Source organism: Vibrio sp. TAP-3B, assembly GCF_057784735.1.
Window position 1 is genome coordinate 650,559 of the sequence record NZ_CM173496.1, and the last position, 16,287, is coordinate 666,845.

11 protein-coding genes and 1 pseudogene are annotated in these 16,287 nt (G+C 44.6%); 3 read left to right on the forward strand and 9 right to left on the reverse strand.

Annotated elements, in window-relative coordinates; all coding sequences use genetic code 11:
• Positions 1 to 187: 187 nt before the first annotated feature.
• Positions 188 to 901: a murein tripeptide amidase MpaA gene (mpaA, locus tag AC3D28_RS17395; RefSeq protein ID WP_488536130.1), complete on the reverse strand. Its 714-nt coding sequence runs from the start codon at positions 899 to 901 to the stop codon at positions 188 to 190.
• 125 nt (positions 902 to 1,026) lie between these two features.
• Between mpaA and AC3D28_RS17400 the strand changes: the two genes are divergently transcribed.
• A complete protein-coding gene (locus AC3D28_RS17400; RefSeq protein ID WP_488536131.1) occupies positions 1,027 to 2,643 on the forward strand; it encodes an ABC transporter substrate-binding protein in 1,617 nt (538 codons plus the stop codon).
• 56 nt (positions 2,644 to 2,699) lie between these two features.
• Here AC3D28_RS17400 and AC3D28_RS17405 read toward each other — a convergent pair whose 3' ends face one another.
• The 7 genes and pseudogenes from AC3D28_RS17405 to AC3D28_RS17435 all read right to left on the reverse strand — a co-directional run bounded on the left by AC3D28_RS17405 (position 2,700) and on the right by AC3D28_RS17435 (position 13,065).
• Complete coding sequence (locus tag AC3D28_RS17405) at positions 2,700 to 3,293, reverse strand: mechanosensitive ion channel family protein (protein ID WP_488536132.1); 594 nt, start codon at positions 3,291 to 3,293, stop codon at positions 2,700 to 2,702.
• Between the two features lie 280 nt (positions 3,294 to 3,573).
• Positions 3,574 to 5,691: a type I secretion system permease/ATPase gene (locus AC3D28_RS17410; RefSeq protein WP_488536133.1), complete on the reverse strand. Its 2,118-nt coding sequence runs from the start codon at positions 5,689 to 5,691 to the stop codon at positions 3,574 to 3,576.
• Between the two features lie 15 nt (positions 5,692 to 5,706).
• Entirely contained in the window at positions 5,707 to 7,620 is a 1,914-nt protein-coding gene (locus AC3D28_RS17415) for a bifunctional diguanylate cyclase/phosphodiesterase (protein WP_488536134.1), read from the reverse strand.
• A 5-nt stretch (positions 7,621 to 7,625) separates the two neighbouring features.
• Entirely contained in the window at positions 7,626 to 8,309 is a 684-nt protein-coding gene (locus tag AC3D28_RS17420) for a transglutaminase-like cysteine peptidase (protein ID WP_488536135.1), read from the reverse strand.
• 114 nt (positions 8,310 to 8,423) lie between these two features.
• Positions 8,424 to 9,814: pseudogene (locus AC3D28_RS17425) on the reverse strand (HlyD family type I secretion periplasmic adaptor subunit).
• Between the two features lie 151 nt (positions 9,815 to 9,965).
• Positions 9,966 to 11,192, reverse strand: coding sequence for a sigma-54-dependent transcriptional regulator (locus AC3D28_RS17430; RefSeq protein ID WP_488536136.1), 1,227 nt, complete (start codon positions 11,190 to 11,192; stop codon positions 9,966 to 9,968).
• The gene (locus AC3D28_RS17435; protein WP_488536137.1) at positions 11,185 to 13,065 is read right to left on the reverse strand and encodes a sensor histidine kinase; all 1,881 of its coding nucleotides are present in this window, start codon (positions 13,063 to 13,065) and stop codon (positions 11,185 to 11,187) included. Before AC3D28_RS17435 ends, AC3D28_RS17430 begins: the two co-directional genes overlap by 8 nt.
• Before the next feature lie 115 nt (positions 13,066 to 13,180).
• Between AC3D28_RS17435 and pdxH the strand changes: the two genes are divergently transcribed.
• Complete coding sequence (gene pdxH / locus AC3D28_RS17440; RefSeq protein ID WP_488536138.1) at positions 13,181 to 13,816, forward strand: pyridoxamine 5'-phosphate oxidase; 636 nt, start codon at positions 13,181 to 13,183, stop codon at positions 13,814 to 13,816.
• Positions 13,817 to 13,933: 117 nt separating this feature from the next.
• Here the strand turns inward: pdxH and AC3D28_RS17445 are convergent, their stop codons facing one another.
• Positions 13,934 to 14,320 carry a thiol-disulfide oxidoreductase DCC family protein gene (locus AC3D28_RS17445; protein WP_488536139.1) on the reverse strand — a complete coding sequence of 129 codons (387 nt, stop codon included), beginning with the start codon at positions 14,318 to 14,320 and terminating at the stop codon, positions 13,934 to 13,936.
• A gap of 716 nt (positions 14,321 to 15,036) precedes the next feature.
• Between AC3D28_RS17445 and gltS the strand changes: the two genes are divergently transcribed.
• On the forward strand, positions 15,037 to 16,272 hold the full coding sequence (gltS, locus tag AC3D28_RS17450) for a sodium/glutamate symporter (protein WP_488536140.1): 1,236 nt from the start codon (positions 15,037 to 15,039) through the stop codon (positions 16,270 to 16,272).
• Positions 16,273 to 16,287: the final 15 nt, after the last annotated feature.

A 16,287-nucleotide genomic window follows, 5' to 3' on the forward strand; every position in this document is an offset into this window, starting at 1 on the left:
TGAAGCTCGTCGCGTCAACTTGTTATTTACACTGTAAACCACAGTTAGTGTCACTACGTCATCGATATTGGTTTGGGAGAGTTAACCATCCAATTCATCCTCAGAATAAAAAATACCAAGCATTAAATCAATTCAGGTAATAACATCTCCCCTCCACCTAGGAGGCATTATCGATAGCTCTAACTCTCTATTTTTGATTAAGATTGAACTGTAGTAGAGCGATAAATGCGGAGAGATGCTTTTCGATAGTGAGGTCGACCGAAATAGCGGGCAGTTCAACCGTGATACAAGGTAAGAGGCACTCACTACACCAAGTGCCAAACGAGCCTGGAGTCTCGTAGTCGACTTCAGTCACTATTGGTAAATTGAATTGTTCACTGAGCCACCGTGCAATATTCGAATATTCTGGGTCATCGACAAAGGCGAGTGGTTCGTGGAAGGAGACCACAAATTTCGGCCTACGCGCTTCAATTAATCTGATCAGTGCTTCGACTTCGGGCTCTAATTTCTCTTTACTGCCTGTTTTTACTTTAACATCTCGCACTGGCGTGTGAGAGCTCCAGCGATATACCGTATTATCTTTCGTCCAGTTTTGGGTTGGGAAGGCGCGGTTAAGGTCGACTTGATTGGCATTAGCCCGAGTACCGAGTTGATTTCCATCTGGGTTCATAGACAGGATCACATCATGTCTCAAACTGTCAGCAGGCACACTTCTCAGTGCGCAGGACAAACCTGCAATAGAAGATGTTTCATCACCGTGAGTGCCCGCGATAATTAGCCCTCGCGAGTCACTGTCCACTTGCGCAGGGAAGTAAAGTAAAGGTGCACCCAATACCGACTGTCCATATAATGTTGGCTGAATTAAAAAGGCCGCTCTTTCCGTTCTTGGAATTAGACTCACCGTAATCTCCTGATTGATGAAGTAGTATTGATCACTACATAAACCGAACTGTTTACGCTCGTCAACGGTTGTCATGTTAATTGTGGTGCTTGCTTCACAACACGAGTTAGGAGAAAGAAAACAATATGGTTTTAAAAACACATTTTACGGCGCTACTGATTTCCTCACTATTTATCTCTACTCCAGTTTTTGCTGGTTCTTTGCCAGAGGGTGTTCAACTTGCTGCTGAACAGCATTTGGTGCGCGCTAACGATGCGGAAGCTGCAACGTTGGATCCTGCAAAAGCGGAAGGTCTACCGGAAATGCACGTGATTCGTGACTTGTTTGAAGGTTTGGTCATTCAAGATCGTGAGGGTAATCTCATTCCAGGTGTTGCTGAATCTTGGGACACCAAAGATAACCAGACATTTATTTTCCACTTACGCAAAGATGCCAAATGGTCGAATGGCGATCCCGTCACGGCAGAAGACTTTGTTTATTCGCTAAGACGCGCGGTGGCTCCTCAAACCGCTTCGCCCAATGTGTGGTATCTCAAACTAACCAAGATCAAAAATATCGCAGATGTGGCAGAGGGGAAAAAGTCATTAGAAGCGCTCGGTATTACGGCTGTCGACAAACATACTCTGCGTTTCGAGTTAGATAGTAAGGTTCCTTACTTTGTCGCCATGACGGGACACACTTCCATGATGCCAGTGCACAGAGCCACGCTAAAAAAGAGTGATAAACCGTGGAGCGATCCCAAACAATTTGTTGGTAACGGTGCCTTTAAGCTGGATCAATGGGTCGTGAATGAGCGCATTGAGCTGGTGAAGAACCCCAACTATTGGGACAGTACGAATACTCACTTAAACAAAGTCACTTACATTCCGTTTGAAAACCAAAATGCATCGATTAATCGCTACGCAGTCGGGGAAGTGGATATTACGTCAGATATTCCAACCTACATGGCAAAAAAGCTCAAGCAAGATTATCAGCAAGCTTATACCGTGGTGCCATTGTTGTGTACTTATTACTACGCATTTAACACCACCCGTCCTCCGTTTGATGACGTGCGTGTACGTCAAGCCGTGTCCTACTCCATCATGCGAGATGTGATCACGAATGGTGTAACACAAGTGGGGCACCTTCCAGCTTACACTTTTGCTCATCAATACACGGCTGGATTTGATGCCACACAACCGGAATACAGTCACTGGACACAAAAACAACGTGATGAGAAGGCACGTCGATTACTAAAAGAAGCGGGATATGGTGAAGAAAATCCATTGAGGTTCAAACTGCTTTACAATACCAGTGAAGCGAATAAATCGATCGCTGTCGCCATTGCTTCAATGCTGAATCAAAATTTAGGGGCGAAGGTTGAATTAGAGAATCAGGAGTGGAAATCTTATTTAGTCGCGCGTAAACAAGGCAATTTTGATGTGATGCGTGCTTCTTGGTGCGGTGATTACAACGAAGCCTCAACCTTTTTGAGTTTATTGCGTTCTGGTTCTTCTGGTAACTTTGCTCGTTACACTAGTGCAGCGTACGACCAAGTCATGGAAAATGCGCTAACGGCAACCGATGAAAGCATCCGCCACGATTATTATGATCAAGCAGAACAATTGCTCGCGACAGATATGCCAATCGCACCGATCTACTATTACATGCAAGCGCGCTTGATTCGTCCAACGGTTGGTGGTTTCGCGAAGAACAATGTCGAAGGGCGTATTTACTCAAAAGACCTCTATATCAAGAAATAAAGAAGTCGTTTTAACTACATAAAAGCCGATGTTTGTACATCGGCTTTTTTGATGATTCATTTGTTTATACGGGTGTAAATCCGAGATTTCGTTTGCTTTGAATCGTGTTTGGTTTTAGCCAACTTTAATACCGCTTTTTGCAATATCTGGTTGTTTGGATAAGTGATCAAGTTACCATTAGCGTGTTTAATCAACACATGAAACATACTGATTTCTTGAATCTCGCCACTGATGTCTTCGTCTTTATCCACGACTTTGATGTGATCTCCCACTCGGTATGGGAAAAAAAAGAAGATAAGGAAGCTGGCGGTGACGTTACTCAGTATTGACCATTGCGCGATGAATGCGACACCTAATACGGCGAAAATAGACGATAGAAACAGTGATACGTCACCGTAGCCTATCCCCGTAACAATGGCAAAAACGGAGGCGGTTAGAAAGAGAAGCGCGACGTTAAAACAACGCTGAATGAAACTCAGACGGGCTTTTTTAACGCCTTTTGATGTGGCTAAGTTTAAGATGGCTCGATTGGCAATGCTTTTTAATATGCGATAAGCCACCAAGACAATAATACCCATCAACACTTTATAACCGAGAGAGCCAGCGTTGAAATGCTGACTCATGTGTTCTAATTGCACCCAATCATTCATGTTTTCCACTCGATGACATTAAGAAACTGCTTTATAGCCGATTTTTTGCTGTAAGTAATGCCAAATTTTTACTTTAGCGACAGATTCTGCAATGGGGTATTGTTGAGCTATCTCTCAGGTACGTTATCGCGGCAAGAGAAGCGTGTCATAACGTCACAAGTTCAGTCACTCCTGTTAATCAGGCTTGACGCTTGATATGGAATGGGGGCTCTCATTGTCATAGCGGCTCATTGAGCAGAGCTTTCTTTACTCACAACGTTCTCTTACGTTTTAAGTTATATCAGCTATTCACAGCATGCACTTTGCCATGTTTCAAATCACTTAATACCTGTGCTTTCGGTCCGTCAGCGATAATGCTGCCTTTTTCCATAACGATCACACGCTCGACGATATCGAGCATCGACGTTTTGTGCGTAATCAAGATCAGTGTCTCACTCGGTTTTAGTTGTGCTAATTGGTGCTTGATGTGCATCTCAGAGCGGTTATCCATTGCGCTGGTTGGTTCATCCATAAGTAACACCGGAGGACGGCCCAACAACGCACGAGCAATGGTTACCGCTTGACGTTGACCGCCAGAAAGCATCGCACCGCCTTCGCCAACTTGACGCTCCAAGCCCGCCGGATCGGACTGGGTAAACGCAGTCACCCCAGCACGGTTTGCGGCATCCAATACATCACGGTCATCGGTCAGCGGGCGGCCTAAAGTAATATTGTCGCGAATAGAGCCAAAGAATAGATTCGCATCTTGCGCGACACAACCAATGTTGCGTCGGATATCGACATGATGAAGCTGCGCGATGTCGGTATCGTCAATACGAACATGGCCTTCTGTTGGCTTGTATAAGCCCATAATCAAGCGTTCTAATGTCGTTTTACCCGAGCCAATTCGGCCTATAATGGCGACTTTCTCCCCTGGATTTATCGTTAAAGAAATCTCCCGAATAGATGCCACTGGGGAATCAGGGTAATGAAAGCTTACGCGGTCAATTTCAATCTTACCTTGTATGATTGGGCGGTGAATGTAGCGTTTTCCTTCTTCTTGCTCGTCTGGCATCTCCATCACTTGATTAATAATTGTCATGGAAGATTTCGCTTGATTATAGCGAGTTGAGAGCAAAGAGAGCTGAACTAACGGGCCAATCGCACGACCGCTCAGCATGGTTGCCGCGATCAAGCCGCCCATCGTGAGCTCACCTTCAGCAATCAGGTAAACACCCAAAATGATCATCCCGACATTACTGCTTTGTTGTACAAAGCCAGCGGAGTTTTGAATACTGTCGGTAATGCGGCGACTTTTAATGTTCCAATTTGCCATGTGTGCGACCGCCTCTTCCCAACGGTATTGGAATTGGCTTTGCGCGCTGAGCATTTTCACGGTTTCTAATCCGGCTAGGCTTTCTATCAAGTTAGCGTATTTTTGCGAGGCAAGACGAGAACCCTCTTCGATAGAGCGGCGAAGAGGTCCTTGAATCAGCAGTGAGTGAATGATCAAAATCACGACTCCTACCATTGGGATATACACCAGTTCGCCTGCCATTAACCAAATGATAATTAGAAACAAAATAGCAAAAGGTAAGTCGATGAGCGCGCTGACAGTCGCTGAGGTGAAAAACTCTCTAATGGACTCAAACTCTTGCAAGTGACGTGCAAATGCGCCGACCGAAGGCGGCTTAGACTCCATTCTTATCCCCATCACTTTACTGAACAATTTAGAGGAGATAAGAATATCGGATTTCTTACCAGCGATATCGATAAAGTAGTTTCGTAATGACTTGAGTATGAAGTCAAACAGGAAGACCACAAAGATGCCGCTTGCTAATACCCACAAGGTTTCAAATGCGAGATTTGGTACGACTTTGTCGTACACCAAGCGAGTGAATAATGGCGCGGCTACGGCAAAGAGGTTGATGAGAAGTGAGGCAATCAGAACATCACGGTAGATGCGTTTTGACTGCCAGAAGGTTGACCAGAACCAGTGACCTTGTTTGGTTTTGAGTACTTCAGGAGAGCGCTCATCGAAACGGAATAGCTTTTTCACTAAAAAGTAGCGTCCGCTGTATTGCTCGAGTAGGTCTTGTAAGGGAATGGAGACGGGGACCATTCCACTTTCTAAGGTCGTGACTTCGGCTTCTCGCGTTTCTGTATTGATACTATTCAAAACGCATGAGTCGCCCCCTTTAAGCACTAAGATTGCCGGCAGAATAAGGCTGGAGATTTTCCCCAGCTCTGAACGATTTTCTTTAGCAACCAATCCAGCCCTCTCTGCTGCTCGAGGAAGCAGAAACGGAGTTAACTTGCCATCAGACAGTGGAAGCCCGTTAACTAGGGCTTCTGGCGAGTTGGCTAACCCATGGTAACGGCTTACATAGATAAGCGAATTCAGCAAAGGGTCTTTCATCGTTGATAAACCTTTTTATTCCTTGTCGACGATGAATCCTTGGAATACCTCTACGAAATGTTCGGTGAGGAAGTCCAACTGGATTTGAGTTTCAATACGAGAAGCAATCGTCGTAATACCTAGATTGTGGGCAGTACGCGAGATTGACGTTAGCGTGAACTTCTGTTTTTCGTCGTGCAAATTGTGTGTGAATAAATAATCGAGCTTCACATAGTTTGGGCGGAACTCTTGGATATATTCCAAAGACTGGAAGTGACGACCGTAGTTATCAACACCGAATTCTGCTCCTGATTGACGAATGGCATTACACAATAGCGCCGCATGGTGAGGTTGTTCGATGAAACACTCTTCTGGAATTTCAAAGTGTAATTTAGACGCGGCTTTGGCGTGTTTTTCCAACATGTTGGTGATCCAGCGAATGAAAGATGGCTGAGACAAGCTGCTTTGTGCAATATTGATAGCGACAGGATCGATTAGCTCGCCACTTTCCAGCATCTTAATCATCGATTCAATGACGTATTGGTCGAAGATGTTGGTCGCGTCTAACTGCTCTAGTGCGAATAAATATTGGTTGGCACGGAACGTTTCGCCCTCTTTTTCGATGCTTGAGAATACTTCATTATGGAATACTTTGCCCCAAGTGCTCTTCGCTGCTTGGAAGCGGAATTTGACCCAATCGCTATGAATCGCTTCTTCAACCAGTGCTTTCCACTGCTGTTTTCCCATCAAGTTAGACGGCGTTTCACTGCCAATAAAGCCGTAAGCCTTATCTGGCTGAGCTTTGGCTTTAGACAGCGCGTTATCCACCATTGATAGGACTTCTGAACGTGTTATGTGGTCTTTGCTGTGCGCAACACCCAAGGCGGCTTTGGGTTTTGTCAGACCAGTAGGATCGGTATTTAAACCATTAACACAGTTCATAATACTGTCGGCGAGAATACGCAATTCGCTTTCATCCATGTGCGGAAAAAGTAAGCCGAATTCATCAATAGATAGGCGAGCGATAGTTGCCCCTGGTACATCGATGGTGTTTTTAAGGCGTAGAGATAACTCTTTTACGTGGGCATCAGCACGTTGGTAATCTTTCGTCTCGTAAATATCACCGATGTACTCAGCGTGGAGAAGCGCGATCCCCCCTTGTGTTTTTTCTGCCAACCATTGATCAATCTGGTTAATGTAGAACGAGCGATTACCCAGTTTGGAAATAGGATCGAGATAAGCCTGAGCTCGAAGACGTTGTGCTTCTTTCGCTTGTTCTCTAAATGACAATTCAATCTGAGCAGACATCATGTTGATGCCATCCACAACGGCGATGAGATCTTTGGTTTTAGGACGAGTTAATGGCTCACCAAACTGATTATTAGTAATTTGATACATCTTATTTACGATCGCAGACAATGGTTTTAGTGAACGACGCAAAATGTAAGAAATGGCCGCTAAACCCGCTAGGAAGATAATAGCGAATGCAGATAACAAGCCAACAAAGCCTTGCCAAAGCTGTTCATACGCGGCACCAGGGTGGCTGATGATTTCCACTTCTGCCAGTTGCATCCAACCACTGGTCACCACGCGTTTATTGTGAATTGCTTTGAAAAGGTTCATGTTGATAAACCACTCTGGCACCGCGGTTGGTTTTACAGGGTAAGTGCGCACAATCTGGTAGTCTGAATCCAATGCGGTGAGACGAACGACCGAGTAGGTGCTGCCGTCAAACAACGCATTGATCACCGATTCGACGGCTACCTTGTCTTTGTCTTTTAGGTAAGGAGCCAATGCCAGACCTACGGTGTTGATGGTGTTGTTGACCTCTGAACGTTGCTGTTGCTCTAAGCTGTCTCGAGTCGTATTGAATTGGATTACGAATACTGATGTCAACAAGAGCATAAAGACCGTCACCATTCCCACTACAAGTTTCTTATATAGGGTCATGTTTCTCACTCGTTATAGTTTATTTTAGGTTTATTTAACTGTAACTTACGTTCGCGCGAGCGTAAGTCATTCCAAAGGCTCAACCTTGATGCTTTCCCTGCTAGCTCTCCAGTGCCAGCAGAAGACTTCATCAACCACAAGTTGGTACCATTAAAACTGTATATCGGTAGCAAATCGCTACGCTTAGAGGCTCGGACAATATCAGGATTGATATTGTCAAGAATGAACGGCTCGGAACTTAAGGTAGGGTAGTAGGCGAGTACCATATGAAATTGATTCAATTGGATGGCTTTAACGTAAATTAAGCGCATTTTTGAATCTGGTATTCCTAGCTCGAGCAATGAGAAGTACTTAGCGATGGTGAAATCTTCACAATCTCCGGCATTACTTCCTAAAAACTCGAGTGGCGTCGCCCAATAATCTGTCTTTCCCCACATCTTTATGTCGTCAACGAAATACAGTTGGTTAAAAAAATCGTTAACGCCAGCGAGCTGTTCATGAGTCTCTAATGTTTTAAAAAGGTCGAGGTTTTCTCGCCATGTGTTTACGCGCAATCCAGCGCGTTCGCCATACACAGTGGTGACTGCCTCAACCCATTGTCGTTCTTCGGTGTTCAATGCGCCAAGTTGGAACGAAAAACAACTTAAACTGATTAATAATGTAACTTTACGCTTCAAATTGGATCGCATAATCGACTCACATCACAAGTGTACTCTTCTAATGGAAGCATCCGTGAGAAATAAGTGCTTTTTATTTAATTACTTATCATCCTCTTTTGCCCATTATGAGTGCCTTGGTGTTATTTACTCCTTCAAAGCGTTGGTTTTGGCACTTAAAATTGGTTTAAGCAGATATTCCAAAACGGTTCGTTTTCCTGTGATGATATCGACCGATGCCGTCATTCCGGGAATAATGGGTAAATCTGCACCTTGTCCAAAGTTGGTTTTATTAGTACGAACCCGTACGATATAGAAACTGTTACCCTCTTCATCTTGAGTGGTATCGGCACTGATGTGTTCCAGCTCGCCTTCTAAACTACCGTATTTCGTAAAGTCATAAGCTGTAAATTTCACGATAACATGCAAGTCTGGACGTAAAAAAGCGATGTCTTTTGGTGCAATTTTCGCCTCTACCAATAAAGAGTCTTCAGTCGGTACAATTTCGACGATATCCATACCTGGCTGAATCACCCCCCCACGGTATTGATATTCAATGTTTTGATTTTGCCAGTAACTGGTGAATTGACAACGGTTCGATTTACTTTGTCTTCTAATCCAACCGCAGATTCTACTAAGGCGGAGAGCTGATCTTGAGCGTTATTGAGCTTTTCTTGTTGTTCTGAACGAAACTTTAACGCGACATCAATACGATTCAGCATCGATTCTCTGATCGCTGATTTTAATACGGGGCGTTTGAGTTCGCTGGAGATCATTTCACGGCGAGTGTCATTCACTTGGCGTTGCAATTTGAGCAGTTCGATACGAGGAACCACGCCTTCATCAGCGAGTGGTTGGGTGATGTCTAGCTCTTTCTTCGCGTATTGATAACTCTGACGTAAGTTGCGTACTCTCGCTTCAATTTCGACCAAATCTTGTTGCTTTTGTTGTACTTGCTGATCAATGACTGAGAGTTGATTACGTAAGTTATCTAAATCTTCGCGGTATTCTGCTTTTTGACGCTGAGTCAGTTTGGGCCGATTTTCTTCTAAGATAGGAGGAAAGGTCAGTTTGCCGTAATCCAGAATCACACTTTGTCGCCAGTCTTTCGTTTCAAAATCACGATTGACTTGCACGCTAGTGATGGAAGCGGAAAGTTGTAACACTGATGCGGTTAAGTTGGCCACTTGTTGTTCACGCTCACGGAAGTCGGAGCGAAAGCGTGTGTCATCAATGAGAATGAGTTGCTGGCCTTTTTCGACCAATTGACCTTCTCTTACTAGGATTTCTTTAATCAAGCCGCCTTCTAAGTTTTGCACCACTTGGATTTGTGAAGAGGGAATGACCTTACCTTGACCTACCGTGACCTGGTCTATTTCTGCCCAAGAAGCCCAGCCTATAGCCGCAACAAAAAACAACACCATCACCCAAAGCATCAATCGCGCGCTGTTGGGGGTGTTGAGTAGCAATGCGGCCGTTTTGTCATCGACAAAATCTAACTCATCATTGCTGAGTTTGCTGTAGTTATCTCGGTTCATCACTGTTCCTGATTGTATAAAAACGAATTACCCTTTTGAGCGTATTATCTACCGATCATGCTCGGCGAATGCCAATGTAAGACGAGGTATTTCTGTCTCGCATAACGTCAGTCGCTTTTTGAGTTTGAGAAAAAGTGGTTGTGGAGCATGGTTATTGTGCCTTGAACTTAGCTTTATCCAACTGATGTTTTTTTAGTTTGTCGTACAAGGTCTTACGTGATACCTGTAATTCTAGTTGAACCTCTTTGAGTCTGCCTCTATGTCGTTGCAGTGCATCAAATAAAAGACAATATTCAAAGTATTCTGTGCGTTGAGTCATACTCTGAATCTCAATACTTTTTTCACTGCTCCAGTCTTCCATTCGAAAAGTATCCGGTTTAAGTGCTCGCAGTTCGGCAAATTGGCGTAACTGTTTAATGTTTTCTGGCCATTCTAAGGTTGTGAGGTGTTTGACTTCTTCTAAGCTGATGTGCGGAGGTTGAAGTTGGTAGCGACTCGCCGTGTGGCGCACAAAGTGTTTGTATAGCGGTCCAATGTCTTCTTTTCGTTCATCGAGGGTAGGTAAATGAATCAGCGTTGCCAGCGACGTTAGAGCTGGGCCAATGTGGGTGGTGGCACCAAATACGCGTTCGATGTTGGGATGGTTAAACAAGCACTGCCATTGTTCAAGTGATATCGATTCAGCGCTATGTAAGTATAAGCTGCAATGGCTTTTTCTTTCGGTTAAACGATGTATGGCTTTGTCGAGCGCTTCTAATGAGAGTTCATCGAAGTCTTCACCAGATACCGCGACTAATTCGCTGTCAGGTGTTGCATGTATATCGTGGGCAAATTGTGCAGCCAGCCGACGCCCTGTTCCATCTTGACCAACAAATATGAGTGGTTGACTCGTTGGAGCGCTGATCAAAGCACGGCGAATGTTCACCATGATTTTACTGTGGCCAATCATTTTAGGACCCACATGCGTTTGCATATCGAGCTCTTTCTTTAACCAAATATTCTCTTGTAAGAGCTCCAGTTTATCACTCGCGTTATTGAGCGATTTCATTAATTTCTCTGTTGAAAAAGGTTTTTCGAGAAAGTCATACGCGCCACCTTTCATTGCATCGACTGCGGTTTTGACATCACCGTGCCCTGTCAGCACGATAAATTGAAAGTGCCCGTTTTTGCTGAGCAATGTCCGCATGAATTCCAAGCCATCCATCACTGGCATGTGGATGTCGGTGATGATAATCGCTGGCGTGTTTGGGTCGATAAGGCGTAAGGCTTCGACCGCATTCGGCAAACTGATGACGTCTATCCCTTCGATAAGCAATGCTTGAGAGACGGCATCACGAATATGTGGTTCATCATCAACAAAGAATACGGGATTATTCATGGTTGTTTTCCGTTTCTTGGGTAAGGTTATACTGGTTTTCGATAGGTACCGTCACGATGAACGTCATGCCACCTGCTTGTTGTGATTCGGTACTCTGGTGATTATGCGCACTGAGTGAGCCGTGATAGCTTTCTAAAATACGTTTTGAGATGGTCAACCCTAATCCTAAGCCTTCCGGTTTGGTGGTAAAGAAAGGATCAAACACTTTGGCGAGTGCGTAGTCTGACATGCCTGGTCCATTATCAGAGATCAGAATGTCGCAACTGGCGTGGTGACATTGAATGGCAATGGAGATTTGCGGGTCGATACAGTAGCCTTCCATTGCTTGTGCCGCATTATGGAAGAGATTGATGAGCACTTGCTCTAACTCGACGTTGTGAATCGCCAGTTTTACATCGTAATCAATCGTTGGGACTTTTAATGTTACCCCCTGCTTAATGAGTTTGTTGCTCAAAATGCTGGTGGCATTGTGCACGGCGTCGTGAAGCAACGACACTTCATTATGTCGGTTGTGATGAGAGGTTTTTCGAGTGAATATTTTTAATCGTGCGATCACTTCCGAAATGGTGTCATTGAGCGTCAACATTTTTCCCAAGTTTTCTGCAACCATAGAGTAACGTTCCATTGCTAATAATCGTTGTGAGTTTTCGGTGTACGTTCTTAACGCAGCAAGAGGCTGATTAATCTCGTGGTTAATACTGGCGGAGAGCTCGCCCAATAAGGCTAACTTCGCCGCTTGGGTGAGTTCTTGTTGCGTTTGTTTCAGCTCTTGTTGGCTTTGTTCATATTGACGAACCGTTTGTTGCAGCTTGTGGTTGGCTTCACTTAATACCAGCGTTCGCTGCACGACTATTTCCTCTAAGCTCACATTTAGGTTTGCTAAGCGTGCTTTGTTTACCAGCGTTTGAAACCATGCCAGTGCAATGAGTGCGATGAGAGCGTATAAAATCAGATAAACGGCATCGGCTTGCAGTACCGCAGCAAGCACAGTGTCGTGATTGATTAGCGCGACAACGCGAAAGCCTTTATCCAGCAGGTGAGTAGCGTAAGCAAGGTAGTCTGGTGATAGAAGAAGTTGGTTATCCGCAAACTCAGAAGCATTGCTCTGCGCGGTCAGCTCGCCGTAATACTTGGGTAAGATGTCGCCGTATTGTCGAGTTTCAGTGAGTTCGTTGATGGCGGCGGGTGATAGTGGGAACAGTGCACGATAACGCCAATCAGGTAGATTACTCATAAAGACGATATTGTGTTGATCGGTGATCAGTATGTCCGTCGTGGTTTGAGAAAGACGTTGTTCTAATTGTTCCAAATTCACTTTGACGGTGATCACGCCAGCTACCTCTTCATTTACCCAGAGCGGTGAAGAAAAAAAGTAACCGCGTTTGTTCGAACGAACGCCTAGTCCCACGTACTGAGCAGATTCGCCGCGTCGCGCATTTTTAAAGTAGGGACGATAGCTAAAACTAGAACCCACAAACGTATCCGTTTGCTGAAAGTTGCTAGAGGCGATAACTAACCCTGTGCGGTCATGGACGTAAATCGTATCCGCCAGGCTTTGTTTCAACCAATCTGACAGTAAGAGGTTCAGCTCATTGGTTCGCGCGCCACGCTCTACTGCTTTGAGTAATCTTGGATCGTGACTTAAGAGGTTGGGGATTTGCTCAAACTTGGCCAGTTCGTAATCGACTTCTTGTGATACTTGAGCGGCTTGTCTCTCAAGCTTTTGTTGCCACTGATCGTGTTGGTATTGCGTTGCGTAATGGTGGGTAAGAGCAAGCCCTGTAATGCCAATAGCAAATAGAAGCAGTAGAAAATGACGTAGGGCTTTAGGATTAAGTAAGTTCACGATTGGCTCATTGATTTTTAGCGTCATGGTATCAAATCATACTCTGTAATGCTGTGAGCCGCCGCGATAACAAGACATAAGGATGCCCTTGTATTTCCTCATTATCGGGAGCACAATCGAAAAAAAGAGTAAAGGAATAAAGATGGAACTTGCTGATATTCGTCGTGAGTACACCAAAGGTGGGCTGCGTCGTAAAGATTTAAAATCTGATCCGATTGACCAATTCAATCTATGGCTAGCGCAAGCGGTTGAAGCGGGTTTAACCGATCCGACAGCAATGACAGTTGCCACGGTAGATGAAAATGGCATGCCGTTTCAGCGCATTGTGTTATTAAAAAACGTGGATAACAATGGCTTCGTATTTTATACCAACTTAGGCAGTCGCAAGGCACAACAGCTGGAACATAACAGTAACATTAGCTTGCATTTTCCTTGGCACCCGCTCGAACGTCAGGTTCACATTACGGGTGTGGCTGAAAAGCTCACGACAGTAGAGAACATGAAATATTTCACTTCTCGCCCGAAAGAGAGCCAGTTAGCAGCAATGGCGAGTAAGCAAAGTAGCCGAATTTCAGCACGAGGCATATTGGAAGGGAAGTTCCTTGAGCTAAAACAGAAGTTTGAAAAAGGGGAGATTCCTGTCCCAACGTTCTGGGGCGGTTTTCGCGTAAAACCACAGAGCATTGAATTTTGGCAAGGTGGTGCGCATCGTCTTCACGACCGCTTCCTCTTTTCTCAACACGATGGACATTGGGAGGTTGACCGCCTCGCACCATAAGTGTGTCGACTCTACAAACGAAGCTGCACCCAACCTAGTCACGTAAATTGAGCGGGTGGTTATCTTCTTCAAAGCGGAGCCACCTAACGGCTCTGCTTTCTTTAATCAAGACCACTGTTAACGAGAGCAGCGACCTGAGTCACATCGAGAAGTGCCTGTAAGCCAGTATGAGACTCGATACCTATTGTTAGCAAAGCGCAGATAAACCCAATCGGCGATTGGTTTGACCAGCGACCAACGTAGTGGCGCATATAGCCATCCTCTTCCTACCAACTGCCACGCTCGATATGTCACATCAAGACCGAGTATTAGCTCGTAATTGTCATCTAACCCATGCAAAATCGTATTTGCTTTTTCAGCATCGATTTGTGGGTAGGCAGAAAACGCTTCGCTGTAGATATCAATAATTTTAATGTCATGATTCGTATCTCGCTGTGTCAATGCGTTCATCTCTTTGGCGCACAGTGGACAAGTACCGTCGTAAAATATGGTGAGTTTGGTCATGGATCCGCTCTTGGTTGTAATGTGACTTGCTGTTTGTACGTGAAGATTTTTCTTTTAGTTCATTACTTTGCATCATGTGCACTTAATATGAGGCATTGTTTTTTTTAATCTGTGTTTTCTCCTTAAGCTAGTTAATAGCGTTGGTGTTTTGCGGTGAGAAAAGCGAATGCCACTGAAATGAAGAAAATTATCAGTGATATGTTATAATCCGGCTCCGTTGTGACGAAAACTTTTGTTGCAGCTTGAGGATTTCCTTGGATTCGGTTCGTATACCTCAGCATGAACCAGAGTTGAAAAACTACGACAGGAACAAGCAAACCCAATTGTTTGAGCGCGATCTCGGCGTTTAAAGGTTATAACGGGAAGGAACTTTGTTCGATATAGCAATCGACACATTCTGTTTTAGTAAGGGAGCCCATAGTGGCTCAGAAAGTGTCACCAGAACATACTCACAACAGCCCAGCGCATTAACTTGACAATTTTTGTTACTGCTAAGGGTATTAAGGAGCTTGATAGGCTCCTTTCACATTTAAGGGCTAGCCTAACAGCGAACACAGATACGTCGCTTAAGGAGCGCCCTTGAACTAGCCTAAGGCGCACTTCCAACACCTCTTGAGTATTTTCGAAAATGAAAGCGAGAAAATTTGCTAGCGAACGAAGGTTAAACTAACACTCGATCATTATGGAGGATGAAGAGAACAATAATAAGAGGCGATATGAATCATTTAATATCTGTAGGTGCACTGGAGTCCTTCTTGGTGGCCATCAGCGTGCTTTTTCTGGGGCATTTTATTAATGCTAAGCTACCGATTTTAAAGAAGTTCAACATACCTGAGCCAATTGTAGGTGGCCTTATTGTGGCCTGCATGATTACTGCTCTTCATTTCAACGGCATCGACTTGGAGTTCGACTTGCCGTTACAAAATACATTTATGTTAATGTTTTTTGCGACAGTTGGTTTAGCCGCAAACTACACTCAGTTGATGAAAGGAGGTGCAAAGGTTTTCATCTTCTTAGCTATCGCATCGGTCTATATCATCATCCAAAACGGTATTGGCGTATCACTTGCGACAGCGCTCGGTTTAGATCCTTTGATGGGGTTAGTCGCCGGTTCGATTACTCTATCGGGTGGGCATGGCACTGGGGCGGCATGGGCACAAACATTCCAAGACGTATATGGATTGGATAATGTTTTGGAAATTGCTATGGCGGCAGCTACTTTTGGTTTGATTATTGGTGGCATCATCGGTAGTCCAGTCGCGCAACGCCTAGTGGAAAAAAATCGGATTGAATCGGAATATGGTCGTGGTGGTCGTGATGCGAAAACTCACGAGAAATTCCCTGAGTTAGTCACCTACAACGAGTATGAAGAGGATAAAGTCACCGCTAAAAAAGTGGTTGAGAAACTCTTCTTCCTTTTGATTTGTGTGACGGGCGCGAAATATGTAGAGCAATGGGTAAGCACATATGAAATCTCATGGTTGATGATTCCGGATTTCGTTTATGCGTTATTCATTGGTGTGATCATTACTAACGTCTTAGAAGTGACGAAACTTCGCAAACTGGATACAGAAACCATCGATATGCTTGGTACGGTATCCTTATCACTGTTCTTAGCGATGGCATTAATGAGCTTAAAGCTATGGAATATCTTTGATTTGGCAATTCCGTTCTTGGTCATTTTGGCTGTGCAGTCAGTGGTTTTGGCTATCTTCACCTACTACGTTACGTTTAAGGTGATGGGAAGTAACTATGACGCTGCGGTTATTGCCGGCGGTCATTGTGGTTTTGGTTTAGGGGCGACGCCAACGGCTGTCATGAACATGGGCTCGATAGTGAACCGATTTGGTCCGTCGCCACAGGCATTTATGGTAGTCCCAATTGTTGGTGCTTTCTTTATCGACATTGTTAACTTAATCGTCCTGCAGGGTTATATCTCTTTCATCGGCTGAGCCGAGCAAAATGGA